This window comes from Arenibacter sp. S6351L, assembly GCF_023016025.1.
GTDB classification, from domain to species: domain Bacteria; phylum Bacteroidota; class Bacteroidia; order Flavobacteriales; family Flavobacteriaceae; genus Arenibacter; species Arenibacter algicola_B.
Genome location: NZ_JALKBB010000001.1, coordinates 257,890 through 276,272, shown reverse-complemented (window position 1 = coordinate 276,272; position 18,383 = coordinate 257,890). Strand labels below are relative to the sequence as shown.

Sequence of the window (18,383 nt, the reverse complement as noted above, 5' to 3'; positions counted from 1 at the left end):
AATTTAAACCCATGCGAAACAATATCTCCCTCAGAATTGCCCTAATAGTTTCTCTTTTTGGCATTTTTACCATTTCCTGCGATAAAAAACCCAAGCAACCAAAGGAACCTTTGTTGGTCATAAAAGAGGATACGGCAACCGCCCGGATCAGATTTAAGGAAATAAGGGAAAGCGTTCCCGCACAGGTTGCCGAAGGCTTAACCCTTACCTTATGGGCTTCGGATTCTTTGGCTCCAGATCCAGTGGCCATGTCCGTAGATGACAAAGGCAACATATACTTGACTAGGACCAATCGCCAAAAAAATTCTGAATTCGATATCAGGGGTTTTAGGCATTGGATGACCCCGTCCATTGCCCTGCAGTCTGTGGAAGACAGAAAAAACTTTTTACACGAAACCTTCGCCACCGAAAAAAGCAAAGAAAATGAATGGCTAAAAGACCTAAATAAAGATAGTATTCACGATTGGAGAGACCTTACGGTACAAAAGGAGGAGATATGGAAATTGGAGGACCAAAATGCTAGAGGTTATGCTAACGTCGCCACTAGAATTCTGAATGATTTTCACAAAGAAACCTCCGATGTGGCCGGAGCATTATTGGTTAGAAAAAATGATATGTTCGTAGGTATAGCCCCGGATATGTGGAGAATTACCGATGAGGATGGAGATGGCATAATGAGCGATAAAACTTCCATTTCCCATGGTTATGGAGTTCATATCGGTTTTGGAGGGCATGGAATGTCGGGCGCCATTGAAGGTCCTGACGGGAGAATATATTGGGGAATTGGCGATATAGGGGCTAATATTACCACCGCTGACGGGACACATCATAAATATCCAAATCAAGGGGTAATTGTAAGGTCCAATCCCGATGGAAGCGATTTTGAGGTTTTTGCGGCGGGAGTACGCAATACCCACGAATTTGTATTTGACGAATACGGCAATATTATTACCGCGGATAATGACGGGGACCACCGCGGAGAAAGCGAACGCTTGGTATATATTGTGGAAGGATCGGACGCAGGTTGGCGCTCCAACTGGCAATATGGCAAGTACACCGATCCAAAAAACAATGGGTACAACGTTTGGATGGATGAAAAACTGTTCGTTCCACATTGGGAAGGTCAGGCCGCCTATATTATACCGCCCATTATGAATTTTCATAATGGTCCCACAGGAATGGCCTACAACCCGGGCACGGCATTGGGCAAGGAATGGAAAAATAAATTCTTTCTGGTAGAGTTTGTTGGCAATCCAAGTAGATCGCACATATGGAGTTTCGACCTTAAACCGAAAGGGGCCTCCTTTGAACTGAATAAGGAACAAGATATTTTAAGCGGAATTCTACCCACAGGAATTCGTTTCGCTCCTGATGGGGCACTATATATTGCAGATTGGATGAACGGCTGGGACACCAAAAATTACGGCCGGGTCTGGAAGTTGGATGTGGCTGGGAACAAAAACGACCTGAAGGCGGAAAGAAAAGAGACAGAGCGACTAATGACCCTGGATTATACGGATCAAAGCGTGGATAAATTAACCCAATTTCTATCCTATCCCGATATGCGTATTCGACAAAAGGCACAGTTCGAATTGGCCAATAGGGACAACAAGGGTCTAAAAGCCTTTACAGCGGCAATCTCACAAAAGCAAAACCAATTGGCCCGGGTACACGGCATTTGGGGAATAGGGCAATTGGCAAGAAAAAATTTGCAAAGGGCCGAATCACTAATGGGTCTTTTAAATGACAGTGATGCGGAAATAATAGCACAGGCTGCCAAAACCTTGGGCGATGTAAAATATAATAATGCAGGGCCCGATTTAATTGCTCTACTAGGACACCAAAATGCCAGGGTCCGTTTCTTTGCCGTCCAAGCCCTAGGTAGAATTGCGGAAAAAAATGCGGTTCAGCCGCTTTTAACAATGTTGGAAGCTAATAATGACGAAGATCTATATTTAAGACATGCCGGGGTATTGGCGCTGGCAAGAATAGGGGAAACTGCTCCGATAATTGCCTTGGCCGACAGCAAAAACAGAAGTTTGCGCATTGCAGCGGTATTGGTATTGAGACGACTACAGAATGAACAGTTAGCCCTATTTTTAAGGGACTCGGATGAATACATAGTTACCGAGGCCGCAAGGGCAATAAACGACGATTGGTCTATTGAACCAGCCTTGCCAGCTTTAGCCTCCTTGTTGAAAGAGGAAAGATTTACCTCTGAACCATTGTTGCGCAGAAGTATCAATGCTGCTCTTAGGGTTGGTGGCGAGAAGGAACTGGACCTACTTATCAACTTTGCAAAAAGAGAATCCGTTTCAAGTAATCTTAGAGGCGAGGCATTGGCAGCCATTGGTACTTGGGCCTCCCCATCCGTATTGGATAGGGTAGATGGCCGCTACAGGGGCGAGATCAACAGGGATGCCATTGTAGTAAAGCAGAAGATAGAAAAGTATATTCCCGACTTCTTAAAAGATAAAAACCCGGACATTTTGGTAGCTACAGCCAAGGCCATAAGCTCATTGAAGATAGAAGGGTATAATGCCCAAATGGCACAGATTATGAAAAGCCATCCTTTTCCAGAGGTACGTTCGGCCATGTTGGCGGCGCTAGGGGACCTAAATTACACCAAAATAGAGGAGGCTATGAAGATAGGCATGGCCGATAAAGATAGGGATGTCCGTACTGTAGCGGTAGGATTGGTAACACAGTTAGATCTCCCCAAAGAAAAGCTTCCCGCCATTGTAGAACCTATATTTAAAAGTGGATCCATTGTGGAGCAACAGAAGATGTTGAGTGTCCTGGGAGAAATGCCCCTAGAAAAAAGTAAGGACGTATTAATCTCCCTTATAAAACAGGGGAATAATAAAAAGCTTTCCAACAGTGTTATCTTGGATTTAACAGAGGCTGTTGAGGCTACCCAATCCGAAGAGCTTATTGCGCAATTGGACAAACTAAAAGCCCATGGAGACGGTTTGGAAGCCTATACCGAGACTCTTAACGGGGGAAATAGAAGAGCGGGTTATCAGTATTTCAACACCAATTCTGCCGGACAGTGCGTTAGATGCCATGCCCTTGGCGGTGCCGGTGGAGCGGTGGGTCCGGCTTTGGACAATATAGGTAACATTTTAAGCAGGGAACAACTTCTTGAGGCCTTGATAAATCCTAGTGCACGCTTATCGCCAGGATATGGAATGGTTACCGTTACCCTAAAGGACGGACAATTGGTTACGGGAATATTGGAGGAAGAAACCGAAGATGAACTTATACTAAAAACTTCGGATGCGGAACCCATGGAAATTGCTTTGTCCCGAATAGACAAAAGACAAAATATGGCTTCAGGGATGCCTCCCATGGGGACAATAATGTCTAAAAGGGAAATAAGGGATGTGATCGAATTTTTGGCCAACTTGAAAAAGGATTAACCTAATACCAAAGTAGATCCCATATGGTCTCTATGGCACCTTAAACCTCGCGATTCATTAAGGCAGTACCGAACTGCCTTAATCTTTCCTTTTTCCCAGGTTCCAGGTTCAGCATTTCCAAGGTTGTGAAGGCCCTATCGGTATAACTTTTTATTTCTTCAATAGTTCTGGATACTGCTCCAGCTTCTTCAAACAATTGCTTTACTGTGGATATTTTGTCAGTGGGATCTTTTGGTTTAATGGAAAACAAGTGTTCCAACTCCTGTGCTTGGGTAGAATTTCCCATTTCCAAGGCTTTCAAATACAAATAGGTCTTTTTGTTTTCAATAATATCGCCCCCAACCTGTTTGCCAAAACTCTTGGGATCCCCAAAGGCGTCCAAATAATCGTCCTGCAACTGAAACGCAATACCCAGGTTCTTTCCAAAATCATATATTAAATCTTGTACAACGTTCGGCTTATCAGCAATAATGGCTCCCATTTTCATAGCAGCTGCCACCAATACCGCAGTTTTATTCTGGATCATGATCAGGTATTCCGGAATAGTAACATCTTCCCTGCTCTCAAAGTCCACATCGTATTGTTGCCCTTCACAAACCTCTAAAGCGGTTTGACTAAAGACCTGCAACAATTTCTTAAAAGTCATGGCAGGATAACTTTCCAAAAGTTGATAACTGTATATCAACATGGCATCCCCGGATAAAATGCCGGTATTTAGGTCCCATTTTTTATGCAACGTCTGTTTCCCTCTCCTTAAGGGTGCCTCATCCATAATATCGTCATGAACCAAAGAGAAATTGTGAAATACCTCTATGGCCAATGCAGCATCCAAAGCTTTTTTATAATCGCCTCCAAAAATATCAGTGGTCATCAATGTTAAAACCGGTCTTAGCCGTTTCCCCCCTAAATTTAGGATATAGGAAATTGGCTCATAAAGATTTACAGGTTCCTTAATTTTCACTTTCTTCTCCATATGGGCCAAAAACTCGGACCTATATTGTTCAATACTATGCATAATGGCAATTTTCTTCAAAAATACATTAAAAGCAATCACTTACCATAGGGAAACAAATTCCGAGGCAAAAAGAAAGATTTGGACTAAAATATTAAGAAAACGTAAAACTTAGGAAACTTTTTTTGTTTTATAAGTTTCCACTATTATCTTTGCCGACGCTATGAAGGAAAAAATTTTAGAAAAGGCAACGGATATGTTTTTGACCCTTGGGTTCAAAAGTGTTACCATGGATGATTTGGCGAATGAAATGGGGATATCAAAAAAAACGATCTACACTCATTTTGAAAACAAGACAAAGTTGGTACAGGAATGTACTTTCGGCCTTTTGAATCAGATTAATTTAGGAATAGATTTTATATGTTCAAGTGGCAAGAATCCTATTGAGGAATTGTACGACATTAAAAAGTTTGTCATTTCACAATTGAAGGATGAAAAATCTTCCCCCCAATATCAATTGCAAAAATACTATCCCAAAATATTTGACAACCTTGGAAAAAAGCAATACGAGCTTATGCAGGAATGTACAGTAAACAATATTAAGAGAGGTTTGGAACTGGGAATTTACAGGGAAAATTTAAACGTGGAATTCGTGTCTCGAATCTATATTTCTGGTGTGGCCTGTATTAAGGATGAACGCTTTTTCCCGCAAGGCAATTTCTCGTCAAAAGAATTACAGGATTATTTTCTTGAATATCATTTGCGTGGAATTGTAACACCAAAGGGTAGAAAGATACTAAATGATATAATCAATTCGACACAGGATTAAATAAGAAGTTAAATGACCCTATCAAAAAAATTTAAACCCAATTTTATGAAAAATAGTTTTTTAGCACTAATGGTGCTATTTACAGCTACTTGGTCCTACGCCCAGGAACAAACTTATAGCTTCACCTTGGAGGAAGCCATTAATTTCGCCCTGGAAAATAACTATGGAGCCATTAATGCGGACAGAGATCTCTTGGATGCCCAAAAACAAAAATGGGAAACTATTGCCACAGGACTTCCCCAAATTAACGGGGCCGTTAGTTATCAGAACCAATTAAAGCAACCTGTCTCCCTGTTACCAGGTGAATTGATAGGGCAGGAACCGGGAACCTTTATCCCTATAGTCTTTAGTCAGCCACAAACTGCCAGTGCCACCGCTACCCTAAAACAACAAATTTTTGATGGCTCCTATATCGTGGGCGTTCAAGCCACTAAAGCCTTTATTGCCTACAGCGACAATAACAAGGAAAAGACGGAATTGGACGTACGTAAATCTGTTGTGGAAGCCTATGGCAATGTGCTTTTATCACAGGAAAGCATATCCATTCTAGAAAAGAACAAAGCGAATTTGGAGAAAAATTTATTTGAAACCCAAAAGCTTTTCGAGAATGGTCTAGGCGATGAGGAGAGTGTGGAGCAATTGCAGATTACCCTATCCTCGGTAGATAATCAGTTAAAAAACTCCTTGCGACTTCAGTCCATTACCCTGCAAATGTTAAATCTAATTATGGGACTGGATATAGATACTCCTACCAAACTAAAGGAGAATCTGTCCGATTTGACTCAGGCACAAATACGTTTGGATCTTTTGGAAGAAGAACTGGTATTGGACAACAATATAGATTTTAAAATAGTTGACAATCTTAACCAACAAAGGGAATTGGAGCTTAAACTGCAAAAAAGTTTGGCCTTGCCAACCTTAAATGCCTTTGTAAATTATGGCAGCACTTCTTATAGTGATAAGTTTAATTTTTTGGGCAACGACTCGGAATGGTTTGATTCCTCTATTCTTGGATTTGACCTGAGCATCCCTATTTTCAGTTCCCTGGGAAGGAGCGCCAAGACCGCAAGGGCAAAAATTGCGCTTGAAAAAGCAAGAACACAGAAATCCGAGACGGAACAAAATATTCGCCTACAACACCAAACAGCCAAGAGCAACTACCTCTTTTCTATTGAACAGTATAATACGGCAAGCGATAATTTGGCCTTGGCCGAGCGTATTGAAAAGAAAAACGAAATAAAATACTCCGAAGGACTTGCCACTAGCTTTGAGCTTAGGCAGGCACAGACACAACTCTATGATGCGCAGCAGGAATACTTGCAATCCATGGTAGAGGTAATCAATAACAAAACAACCTTGGAAACGGTACTTAACAGCAAACTATAACATCAACCTAGAATTTATAACTATGAACAAAATATTTCAAATAATCGCACTGGGGACCCTATTGGTTTCTTGCGGAAACGACAACCAAAAAACTGTGGACGACCTTATCTCAGGAGGGGACCTAAATGCTTTGCGCACCAAAAAAAGTGAACTTTTCGAGCAACAAAAAGTATTGGAAACTGAAATGAAAAAACTGGATTCGGTTATAGGATCAATGAGCGGAAATGAAAACCTTCCCCTTGTTACCACCATTATAGCCGATCCCAAAAAATTTGACCATTTCTTGGATTTACAGGGCGACGTAAAAACGAAACAAAATGTGCTGATCTATCCGGAGATGCAAGGCGTCCTGCATAAAGTTTATGTAAAAGAGGGACAAGAAGTAACTAAGGGTCAAATCCTGGCCAGTATAGATGATGGCGGTATGGGCAGTCAACTGGAGCAATTAAAAACTCAGGCGCAATTGGCCAAAACCACCTTTGAACGTCAAAAAAGATTGTGGGAACAAAAAATAGGTTCTGAAATTCAGTATTTACAGGCAAAGACCAATTATGAAGCGTCCGAAAATGCCGTTAAACAAATGGAAAGTCAATTAGGAAAGTCCACTATTAGGGCCCCTTTTTCCGGAATAATAGACGATGTTATCAAAGACCAAGGAACAGTGGTTGCCCCTGGTCCGGGATCCGAAGTTTTCCGAATAGTGAACCTTTCCGACATGTACATTGTAGTGGAAGTACCGGAAACCTATTTGGGAAGCATAAAAAATGGCAAGGAAGCCAAAGTATATTTCCCTGTTTTAGGCGATAGTATTATGACCAATATTAGACAAACAGGAAACTTTATTAATCCTGGCAACAGATCATTTACTGTAGAAATTCCAGTACCCAACAAGACAGGTACCATTAAGCCCAACTTGAGCGCCAAGGTACAATTGAACGACTACACCAGTGAAAATGCCATTCTAATTCCACAAAGTATTGTTTCCGAAAATGCCGATGGAGAGCAGTATGCCTATGTGGCCGAAGAACTGAATGACGAAAATGAGGCCATAGTAAAGAAGAAAATCATCACCACAGGGAAGACCCAAAATGGTTTCGTGGAAGTTCTTTCAGGAATCAGTAGTGGAAACCACATTATTAAAGAAGGCGCTAGAAGCGTCAAGGATGGTCAAAAAGTGAAAGTATTAAACTAAAAAGTCCATGAGCAAACTACAAAAAAACGCAGACAAAGAATTTAGTTTATCGTCTTGGGCAATAGATAACCCATCAGTTATTTATGTAATGATCGGTATCTTCCTATGGATCGGTTTTTCCTCCTATTTGGCAATGCCCAGGGAAGACTTCCCAGAGATCATAGAGACCAAGATTTATATAAGCACCCCCTATCCCGGTAATACAGCGGAGGATATAGAAAGGTTGATAACAGATCCTTTGGAGGATGAATTAAAGAATATTAGCAATGTTGTGGAAATCATTTCCACCTCACAGGAAGATTATTCCATTATCACCGTTGAGTTCGACGAAGAAATTACAGTAGAAGCGGCAAAACAAAAGGTAAAGGATGAGGTTGATGGTGAAAAAGCAAGTGAAGACTGGCCCACCTTTAACGGAGCCAAAGTGGAACCCAATGTGTTCGACCTAAATTTTTCCGAAGAAGTTCCTATAATGAACATCAACTTTACCGGCGATTATCCGGTAGAAAAATTAAAGGAATATGCCGAATACCTACAGGACGAAATTGAAAATCTCCCAGAAGTAAAAAAAGCCGACATTCGCGGAGCTCAGGAAAAAGAAGTGGAGGTTGCGGTAGATGTCTATAAAATGATGGCGGCCAAGGTTAGTTTTGACGATGTAATGCAGACCATTGGCAATGGTAACATGACCATGTCCGCAGGGAATTTAAAGATTGGTGGCCAACGGCGTACCATACGCATATTGGGAGAGATAGAAGACCCCGGCCAACTCAACGATTTTGTAGTAAAATCGGATAACGGGGCAGTATATTTAAAAGATATCGCTACCGTTCATTTTGACGAAAAGGATAAAACTACCTATGCCAGGGAATTTGGGGAAAGCGTTGTGATGTTGGATGTTAAAAAACGTGCAGGCCAAAATGCCATATCGGCATCAGATCAAATTAAGGAAATAGTAAAGACCACCAAGGCCAACTATTTCCCTCCCGATCTTCACATTTCCATTGCCAATGATTCCTCTACAAGAACGCTTAACCAGGTAGATGACTTGGTCAACAATATTATTTTCGGAATTATTCTGGTGGTAGGGGTGCTTATGTTCTTTTTAGGGTTCCGCAACGCCCTTTTCGTTGGCTTTGCCATACCCATGTCCATGTTTATGTCCTTTATGATCCTGTCCTGGTTGGGCTACACGCTTAATACCATGATTCTATTTGGAATGATTATGGGATTGGGAATGTTGGTGGATAATGGTATCGTTGTGGTAGAGAACGTGTATCGTCTAATGGATGAAGGAATGCCCCGTATTGAAGCAGCGAAAAAAGGAATCGGTGAAATTGCCTTTCCCATTATTATTTCTACGGCTACCACTGTTGCAGCCTTTGTTCCCCTAGGACTATGGCCCGGAATATTTGGACAGTTTATGATCTATTTTCCAATTACCTTGTCGGTAGTATTGGGATCTTCCCTGTTTGTAGCCATATTTATGAACTCCATGCTGGTATCTAACTTTATGGATACTGATGAAAAAGAATTGACCAGAAAACAGCTGGTTCGCATCAGTATTGTTATGGGCGGTCTTGGGTTATTGATCCTGTTGTTCGGAGGAGCTATGAGGGGATTGGGCTCTGTCATGATCTTAACGGCAGCCATGTTTTGGATTTACAAATATGTACTGAAGAAATGGGCCCTTCGCTTTCAAAAAAATACCATGACCCGTTTTGAAAACTGGTATGAAAAAAGATTGATACATGCCTTAAGGGGAAAGAATGTATACTGGTATTTTGGAATTACGGCTATGCTTTTGGTTGTGGTGTTTATGCTTTTCGGCATGTCTGTAGGTAGTGGGAGAACCAAAATAGAATTCTTCCCGGACAATATTCCCAATGAAATATATGTCTATATAGAGTACCCTGAAGGTACCGCCATAGAAAAGACCAATGAAATTACCCTTGATATTGAAAAAAAGGTCTATAGCATTGTCAATGACGAGGCCTATTTTCACAATGGGGAAAACTTTATTGTGACCACGGCCATATCCCAGGTCGGTGAAGGCGCCGGTAACCCCTTGGCCGATGGAGGTTCTTCCGCCGAAATGCCCCATAAGGGCAAAATCACGGTCAACTTCAGCGAATTTAAATATAGGCGAGGAATAAACACGGAGGACATCCGTGCCAAAGTTCAGGCCGGACTAAGCGGTGTTTATCCCGGTGTAGCCATTTCCGTGGAAAAAGAGGCCAATGGCCCACCAGCCGGTTATCCTATTAACATTGAATTGGAAGGGAAAGATTACGACCAATTGATCAATACCGCTGAGGATATTAGAAACTTTATCAATACCAAAAATATCGCTGGTATAGAAGAAATAAAAATTGACGTAAACAAGAGCAAGCCCTCCATGCAGGTTAACGTAGACCGCAAGAAAGCTGGTGAGCTAGGAGTTTCTGTAGGCCAGGTGGGGAACCAATTGCGAAGGGCTCTGTTTGGTGAAAAAGCTGGGGTTTTTAAGGAAGATGGGGATGATTACGATATCAATGTCCGCTTTAGTGAAGATTTAAGATATAATAAAAGCGCCCTTTTCAACCAAAATATCATTTTTAGGGACCAATCTACGGGTAAAATCAAGGAAATTCCTATTTCTGCCGTGGCCACCGAAAGAAATACTTCGGCCTTTAGTGCCATTAAGCACAGGGACAATAAGCGTGTGGTTACCGTATATTCCGGACTACAACCTGGTTTTACGGATGCGGCGGCCATTGTAGCTGAGATACAAAAGGAAATGGAAGAATTTAAAAACCTTCCTACCGATATTAAAATTGACTATACCGGACAGATTGAAGAGCAAAACAAACAGATGATGTTCTTGGTCGGTGCATTTTTCACCGGTTTAGGCCTTATTATGTTGATATTGATATTTCAGTTTGGCGGTATTTCCAAGCCATTGATCATTATGATTGCTATTTTCCTAAGTTTTATAGGGGTATTTGGAGGTCTAATGATTACCGGATGGTCTTTTGTGATTATGATGACGATGATGGGAATAATTTCCTTGGCCGGTATTGTGGTGAACAATGGAGTGGTTCTTTTGGACTATACCCAGATTCTTATTGACCGTAGGAAGGTGAAGCTAGGTATGGATGATAAAGCCCTATTAACGAGGGAAGATGCAACAGAAGCCATCATTAAGGGGGGAAAAGCCAGGCTTAGACCGGTTCTTCTAACGGCAATCACCACTGTTTTAGGATTGATCCCCTTGGCAATCGGTTTAAATATCGATTTCTTTGCCTTATTTTCAGAATTTAATCCGCACATATATGTGGGAGGGGACAACGTGGTGTTCTGGGGTCCTTTGGCCTGGACTGTAATATTTGGGTTGATAGTGGCCACCTTCCTAACATTGATCATTGTTCCTGTATTATTTAATATTACCTACAGGATTAAAATAGCCCTTAGGGGCAGTGGTGGTAGTAAGACAAAAACTAAGGAAGTAGCTGCTGCCTAGGTTATTTGCAATCAAAAAAAAAAGGAGCCTGTTGAATTAACAGGCTCCTTTTTTTTTCAGTATTCGTTACTTAATTTAACTATACCCGTCCTGTTTTGGAAATATCCCAAGAACTTATCTTAAATATGATGGGCCCATGTAGCTGTTCGGCAAAACTTGTCTAAAGGCAAATCCAATGTATTAGGTTTGCACGTACTGCTAAATCCCTAAAGCATCCTCCCATATATGAACAATCCGCTCTACAACCAATTCCGCCATGATCCAAAACAAAAAAACCCGGCGATATTCGCCAGGTTTCCTATTGAAAAAATAATTTCATTATTTATTGATCGCTAACTGACCTACGCTATTCCATTCGGTAACATTGGCAATTTTACTGTCAACAAAATCCACTTCTTTTAATTTTTTAGCATCCCAGAAAAACCATTTCCCAGTTTTCTTTCCTTCGGTATATTCACCCATGGCTATTTTCTTTCCATCCTCACCAAACATCTTCCATTCCCCATGCAGTTTTCCGTTTAGGAAATGTCCCTCTTGGGAAACTACCCCATTGTCATGGTAATAGGTGGCTTTTAACATTTCACCATCTTGTTCAAAAACAGGTTTTTTATCTTGTGCGTTGATTACAACCGCAAATATTAGTGCAAAAACTAGTGTTATTCCTTTCATTTTATTTGGGATTTTATGTTTATCTATTATCTCTTAACGAATTAAAGATACATATATTTTACGAAAAAGAAACCTTTAGTTAACATTAAATTTACATTGAAACATTAAACACTTGTGTTTAAGAAGTTTATAAAACAAAGAAACTCCCTATTAAAGGGAGTTTCTGCTTTTATCTATAAATTGCTGTGTTACATCACCAAATTATTGGCCTTCATTCTGTGGTATAGGAAATTGGGTTACCCTATTGTCTCCCGCCCTATCTATTACCAACTCATCCAGTCTATCAAACCTCCTTAAATCTATCCAGCGATGACCCTCGGCAAATAACGAATATCTTCGTTCGTACAAAAGCCTGTCCTCATCTACACTGCCAGGAACAACAGGGCCAAGTCCAGCAGCATTTCTAACAACATTGATCGCCATTTCCGCTTCTCCGGGGTTATCTGTCATATTAGCCTCGGCATATAAAAGAATAAGCTCCTCATTTCTGATCATTGCCACAGGATCCGTGTTGGACTCATAAATATATACATCGTGGGTACCAGGAGTTAAATCTGCAATATTAAGTGGCCCATCCGTTCTTAAAACTGCCTTATCCAACCTATTATCCCCTGCCTCCGCTGAATTAACAAAATCTGGATGTGCAATTCTAGCGTTGGCCCCAGTGGAATTCTTGGCAAAAAATAACTGATTTAACTCATCCGAACCCGCTGCGGCAAATTGGTAATAAGCTCCCAAGTACATGTCTCCCCCGAAGTCCATAAAAGAATCGTCCAAAGCACTTAGTACCAATGAATAATTTCCTTGATAAGCGGCTACCCTAGCTGTCAACGCTCTATTAAATTCCAAATAGGATACCCCCAAAGTATTTGGGGAAACATCCCCACCAGTTGCCAAATCAGTGGCGGCACTATTTAACAATCCCAAAATGGAGGTAAGAGCGGCATCATAGCCCTCAAAGCTTCCCAAATTATCAGGATCGGCAACATCTGTACGTATTCCATTTTGATATAACATGTTTAACACGGTCAACAATTCATGCGCTTTTATGGTATTGGCAAATCCCCTAATAGCCCCTTTCTCGGCTTCGGAAAAATCTGTTGTAGTGTTCTCCAATCCTTCCAACAAAAGGTTACATTCCTTCACTACCGCATATCTGGCGGCATATGGGGTTGTAAGATAAAAGGCATTGTCATCCAATACACCAGTCATAAGATCTCCGGTCCATCTGGGGTCGGAACTCTGATGTCTCCAATAATCCCTTCCTACTACAGAAATAACATCTATCTGAGTATTCAATCGATCTCTCATATCGGCTAAAATTCCAGATACCACCTGAGGCAGTTCCGGTCTGGATACTCCCTCCGAAATAGATGCGGTTTCCGGTCCATTCAGATCTTTCCCATCTTCAATAGTACAACCAAAAACCAGAAATCCGATTATGGTCATTAATAGAACTTTTATTCTAATTGCGATTTTCATATTATTTTTTTTTAATTATTAAAGTCCAATTGACAAGTGAAACATAAATCGTTTGGACGATGGAAATGGTGCTACTTCAATTCCTATCCCTGCAGCAGCCGAACCAAAATTGGAAACTTCTGGATCATAGCTATTATAATCAAAAATATTGATGATATTGTGTCCGGAAAGTCCAACTTTTACATTGGAAACATTCCCATTAAATAGTTTCTGGAGCGTGTTTTCCGGAAGGTTATAATACAAACCTATCTCCCTTAGTTTTAAATAAGATGCATCTTCCACAAAAGGGTCGGCAAAACCCGCGCCAAAAGCACTTTTTCTATAATCCCCATTGTTCAAGGCACCCGATGGATCCAAATTCATCTTATCGTAATCGGCACTAGTGTTACCAAAATCCGAGAGCAGCCTACTGAGGTTTACATTATCGCCCCCCTTCTTCCAGTGCCAAAAAAATGATAGCGTAAAATCTTTGTACTTGAAATTATTATTGAAGGACATTTGAAAATCGGGTTCGGCATCTCCCAATGTCACAACGTTACCATTTTCGTCATTACCAACAATCTGGGTGGCACTTTTACCTTCTTCTATCCTAAACGTTCCCAAACCAGTACCAAAACCTTGGGTATCAAAAGAAGCAACAGTTAATTTCGTTATTTCCGATCTATTTCTAAACCAAATTATACCGGAATCCCAAGAAAAATTTTCCGAATCAAAAGCGTTAACGTTTAAACCAATTTCAGCTCCTTTATTTTGCAGGGCACCGGCATTGGCCCATCGGAAGGTATAACCCGAGGATGGTTCATTGTCCGCTTGGAGAATAAGATCTTCAACTTTTTTATTATACCAAGTAAATTCCAGGGTTACCTTGTTTTTAAAGAATCCGGCATCCAAACCAATTTCGAACTCCTTTTGTCTTTCTGGCTGTATGGAGGGATCCCCAAGGGTTGCAGGGGTAATAATCCCTACATTTCCACTTATCAAAGAGTTGATATACGTTGTAAATAACGCCCCATTTGGAGCAAAGTTACCTGCTTCCCCGTAAGCTGCCCGCAACTTCAATTGATTCATTGCCTCAAGATTCCAAAAATCAAAGTTGTGAATATTTGCTGCAACCGATGCTTTTGGATAGTAAAACAACTTATTGGCATCGCCATTGTTGGAAGATTTATCCCCTCTTACCCCAAAGGTTCCAACAATCTTATCTTGGTAATTAATTTCCTCCTGAACGAAAAAACCGGCATCTTCCTGCTCCAACCTAAATTGATCTACTTTAACATTGGCCGCCTGATCCACGTTTTGTTCAGAAGCTATTAAGCCCGTTGATGTAACCCTAACAGTATTTTGGGAAAATTGTTCATTGGTAACACCAGCTTGGGTGGTAAAGCTAAGTTCATTATCTGTCCGGAAATTGTGTACCAAAAAACCCGAAAAGTTAGCATCGGTATTCTGGGTAGTACCGTCTGAGGACAAACCATCCACTCCCCCTACGGCTGGACTCATAAACTGCAATTCCCTTGGAAAAAAAACTGTAGTTTTTAGGGTATAGGTATCAACACCAGCCTTTAAAATCATTTTCAAACTCTGATTTTCATTTCTAAATAAATTAACATCCAAAGCCCCACCTGCTATTAAACGGCTTACAGATTCATTATTTGTCATGACATCACGGGTATGAATTTGATTGGAAGAGTTAGCAGGGTGATCAGGATAATTACCATCCGCATCGGGAAGCAAATAGTCCCAAGGTCTAGTAAACAAAAGGGAAACCCCTATGGTAGTATTGGAGTTGTCATTGTTAAAAAATCCCCTATCAGCACTGGACTTCAGGTAATTTCCGGTCAAGGATAATTTAATATCGTCTGTTATCCTATGGTCAACATTTAACCTAAGAGATTGTTTGGAGGCTCCAGTTCTTTTAACAATTCCATCCTCCTCATTATTGGTAAAGCTCCCAAAAAAAGAGGTCTTTTCGCTCCCACCTGAAATACTGACATTAGTATTGGTGATAAATCCTTTTTCCCCATATATCTCCTTTTCATAATCCCTTAATCTCCCTGCAGATTCAGCAGCAGTATATAAGGCCCCTTCTCCAAAAACACTCTCTGCCAAGGCGGAGGTCCAATTTCTTTGTCCAAGCAAGTTTACAGCCTCATTCCACCCTAAGGCTTGTGAAACATTTATTTTTGTTTTCCCAGCTTTCCCCTTCTTGGTTGTGATAATAATTACACCGGCCGCTGCCCTAGATCCGTAAATAGCGGAAGCAGAAGCCCCTTTAAGTATCTCGATATTTTGAATGTCGTCTGGATTAATGTCAGCAATTCTGTTAGATGCGTTATCCTGTGAATCGGTGGAGGAAGCCCCACCACCTGCAGCGTTGGAAATTTCGTTTAACCCTCCGGCATATACGCTATTATTGTTCACATATACACCATCTATAATATACAGCGGTTGACCCTGCCCATTTATGGAGGTTACACCTCTTAATTTTACGGACATCCCGCCCCCAGGTGCTCCAGATGCGGCAGTAATTTGCGCACCTGCAAATTTCCCGGCCAAGGCACCATCCAAAGTTTGAGGCGGCGTCCTACCCGTTAGCTCGTCGGCAGATACGGAAGCTACAGCGTTGGCCGCATTACTTCGTTTTACCGAGGTGGCCAGACCAGTCACCACAACCTCCTCCAAACCCGTTGCCGATTCGTCCAAAGTAACATTTAAAGTAGTTGGACTGCTTACCTGCATTTCCTTTGAGGCATACCCCAAGGAGGAAAACACAAGAATGGATGGAAAATTATTTACTGAAATTTCGTAATTACCATCAAAATCCGTAGTAGTACCCGTTGAAGTACCTTTAATAACAACATTTACCCCAGGAAGTGGATCTCCAAGACCTGAGTCTGTTACCTTTCCCTTAACAACATCCTGAGCCAATAACAGCAGAGGCGCCATTAAGAAAAATAAGAACATGTTCTTCTTAAATAATTTCTGTTTCATATTAGTAAGTTTCGTTAGAATTATATACCAAAGTAAGTTTTGTTAATATTCTCTAAAAAAAATTAGAATTTGATAAATTTTTGTAATACATATTCATAATTTCCCAATTGCGGATATTTTTTTCAGCTTACCCTATTACTTCTTACATTTGCCTTTTCTTAGATGATATAAAAAGATGTATAGAAGTCATAATTGCGGTGAATTAAGGGAAGCCAATCAACAGGCTCAGGTTACCTTGTCAGGATGGGTACAAACAGTAAGGGACAAAGGTTTTGTGATATGGGCCGATCTTCGTGACCGATATGGAATTACCCAGCTCATTTTTGATGAGGAACGCTCTTCAAAAGAGATTATGGAAATTGCAAAATCCTTAGGTCGCGAATTTGTGATACAGGTTAAAGGAACCGTTATTGAAAGAGCTTCCAAAAACCCAAACATACCAACCGGAAATGTGGAAGTACTGGTCTCAGAGATCAAAATACTTAACAAATCCCTGGTTCCTCCCTTCACTATTGAAGACCAGACCGATGGCGGCGAAGATATCCGAATGAAATTCCGGTATCTGGACATTCGTAGAAATCCCGTTAAGAACAACCTCATTTTTCGACATAAAGTAGCCATTGAGGTTAGAAAATATCTCTCCGACCAAGGTTTTATTGAAGTGGAAACGCCCTATTTAATCAAATCTACCCCGGAAGGTGCCCGAGATTTTGTAGTTCCAAGTAGAATGAACGAAGGTCAGTTTTATGCCTTGCCACAATCGCCCCAAACATTTAAACAATTATTGATGGTTGGTGGTATGGACAAATACTTCCAGATCGTTAAATGCTTTAGGGACGAAGACCTTAGGGCGGACAGGCAACCAGAATTTACACAGATTGATTGCGAGATGGCCTTTGTGGAACAAGAAGATATTTTAAATGTTTTTGAGGGACTAACCAGGCATTTATTGAAAGAAATAAAAGGGGTTTCCATTGACAAGTTCCCAAGAATGACTTATGATGACGCCATGAAAAAATATGGCAACGATAAACCGGATATCCGTTTTGGTATGGAATTCGGTGAACTTAACGCTATTGCGCAACATAAGGACTTCGGAATATTTAACGAGGCCGAATTGGTCGTGGGTATTGCCATACCTGGGGGAGCGGCGTATACCAGAAAAGAAATTGATGCACTTGTAGATTGGGTACGCAGGCCACAAATAGGGGCCAAAGGAATGGTCTATACCAAATACAACGACGACGGCAGCTTTAAATCTTCGGTCGACAAGTTTTATGACCAGGAAGATCTTGCAAAATGGGCAGAAGTCACAGGAGCAAAGGCGGGCGACTTAATCTGCGTCCTGTCCGGAGATGCCAACAAAACTCGCACACAGTTAAGTGCGCTTAGAATGGAAATTGCCCAGCGTTTAGGATTACGCAAAAAAGATGAGTTTGCTCCGCTTTGGGTAATAGATTTTCCATTATTGGAACTGGACGAGGAAACAGGTCATTACCACGCCATGCACCATCCATTTACCTCACCGAAGCCCGGTCAGTTGGAGTTGTTGGACACCGACCCCGGCGCAGTAAAGGCCAATGCCTATGATTTGGTGTTGAACGGCAATGAAATTGGAGGTGGTTCTATACGTATTCATGATAAACAAATACAGGCCACAATGTTCAGGCATCTTGGCTTTAGTCCAGAGGAGGCCAAGGCACAATTTGGATTTTTAATGGACGCCTTTCAATATGGGGCACCTCCCCATGGTGGTTTGGCATTTGGCCTCGATAGATTGGTGGCCATTTTGGGCGGACAGGAAACTATACGGGACTTTATTGCTTTTCCAAAAAATAATAGTGGACGCGATGTTATGATCGATGCCCCTGCCCCGATTGACGATTTACAGTTGAAGGAACTTCACCTAAAATTGGATTTATAATCATATCTTTAAAATCCTGCTAGTCGAGTAACTA

General features: G+C 41.2%; 10 protein-coding genes. 6 read left to right on the top strand and 4 right to left on the bottom strand.

Annotated features, from left to right (window positions below; genetic code table 11):
- The first annotated feature begins 11 nt into the window (after window positions 1-11).
- Entirely contained in the window at window positions 12-3,422 is a 3,411-nt protein-coding gene (locus MWU82_RS01120; RefSeq protein ID WP_247094929.1) for a HEAT repeat domain-containing protein, read from the top strand.
- Window positions 3,423-3,462: 40 nt separating this feature from the next.
- Here MWU82_RS01120 and MWU82_RS01115 read toward each other — a convergent pair whose 3' ends face one another.
- Window positions 3,463-4,437 carry a polyprenyl synthetase family protein gene (locus tag MWU82_RS01115; protein WP_247094928.1) on the bottom strand — a complete coding sequence of 325 codons (975 nt, stop codon included), beginning with the start codon at window positions 4,435-4,437 and terminating at the stop codon, window positions 3,463-3,465.
- Window positions 4,438-4,597: 160 nt separating this feature from the next.
- On the opposite strand from MWU82_RS01115, the gene MWU82_RS01110 reads away from it, so the two are divergent.
- From MWU82_RS01110 to MWU82_RS01095, 4 genes are read left to right on the top strand one after another with little or no spacing between them, the layout of a single operon-like run.
- Window positions 4,598-5,203, top strand: coding sequence for a TetR/AcrR family transcriptional regulator (locus MWU82_RS01110; protein ID WP_215947724.1), 606 nt, complete (start codon window positions 4,598-4,600; stop codon window positions 5,201-5,203).
- Window positions 5,204-5,248: 45 nt separating this feature from the next.
- Window positions 5,249-6,589, top strand: a complete 1,341-nt coding sequence (locus MWU82_RS01105) for a TolC family protein (protein WP_215947723.1) — start codon at window positions 5,249-5,251, stop codon at window positions 6,587-6,589.
- 22 nt (window positions 6,590-6,611) lie between these two features.
- Window positions 6,612-7,781, top strand: a complete 1,170-nt coding sequence (locus MWU82_RS01100) for an efflux RND transporter periplasmic adaptor subunit (protein WP_215947722.1) — start codon at window positions 6,612-6,614, stop codon at window positions 7,779-7,781.
- A 7-nt stretch (window positions 7,782-7,788) separates the two neighbouring features.
- On the top strand, window positions 7,789-11,283 hold the full coding sequence (locus MWU82_RS01095; RefSeq protein ID WP_247094927.1) for an efflux RND transporter permease subunit: 3,495 nt from the start codon (window positions 7,789-7,791) through the stop codon (window positions 11,281-11,283).
- A gap of 318 nt (window positions 11,284-11,601) precedes the next feature.
- Here the strand turns inward: MWU82_RS01095 and MWU82_RS01090 are convergent, their stop codons facing one another.
- The 3 genes from MWU82_RS01090 to MWU82_RS01080 form a co-directional block, all read right to left on the bottom strand.
- Entirely contained in the window at window positions 11,602-11,952 is a 351-nt protein-coding gene (locus MWU82_RS01090; protein ID WP_247094926.1) for a nicotinic acid mononucleotide adenyltransferase, read from the bottom strand.
- A gap of 201 nt (window positions 11,953-12,153) precedes the next feature.
- Window positions 12,154-13,434 carry a RagB/SusD family nutrient uptake outer membrane protein gene (locus MWU82_RS01085; RefSeq protein ID WP_247094925.1) on the bottom strand — a complete coding sequence of 427 codons (1,281 nt, stop codon included), beginning with the start codon at window positions 13,432-13,434 and terminating at the stop codon, window positions 12,154-12,156.
- An 18-nt stretch (window positions 13,435-13,452) separates the two neighbouring features.
- Window positions 13,453-16,425: a SusC/RagA family TonB-linked outer membrane protein gene (locus tag MWU82_RS01080; RefSeq protein WP_215947718.1), complete on the bottom strand. Its 2,973-nt coding sequence runs from the start codon at window positions 16,423-16,425 to the stop codon at window positions 13,453-13,455.
- A gap of 175 nt (window positions 16,426-16,600) precedes the next feature.
- Here MWU82_RS01080 and aspS point away from each other — a divergent pair, with 175 nt between their 5' ends.
- Window positions 16,601-18,349, top strand: a complete 1,749-nt coding sequence (gene aspS, locus MWU82_RS01075) for an aspartate--tRNA ligase (RefSeq protein ID WP_247094924.1) — start codon at window positions 16,601-16,603, stop codon at window positions 18,347-18,349.
- The last annotated feature ends 34 nt before the right edge of the window (window positions 18,350-18,383 follow it).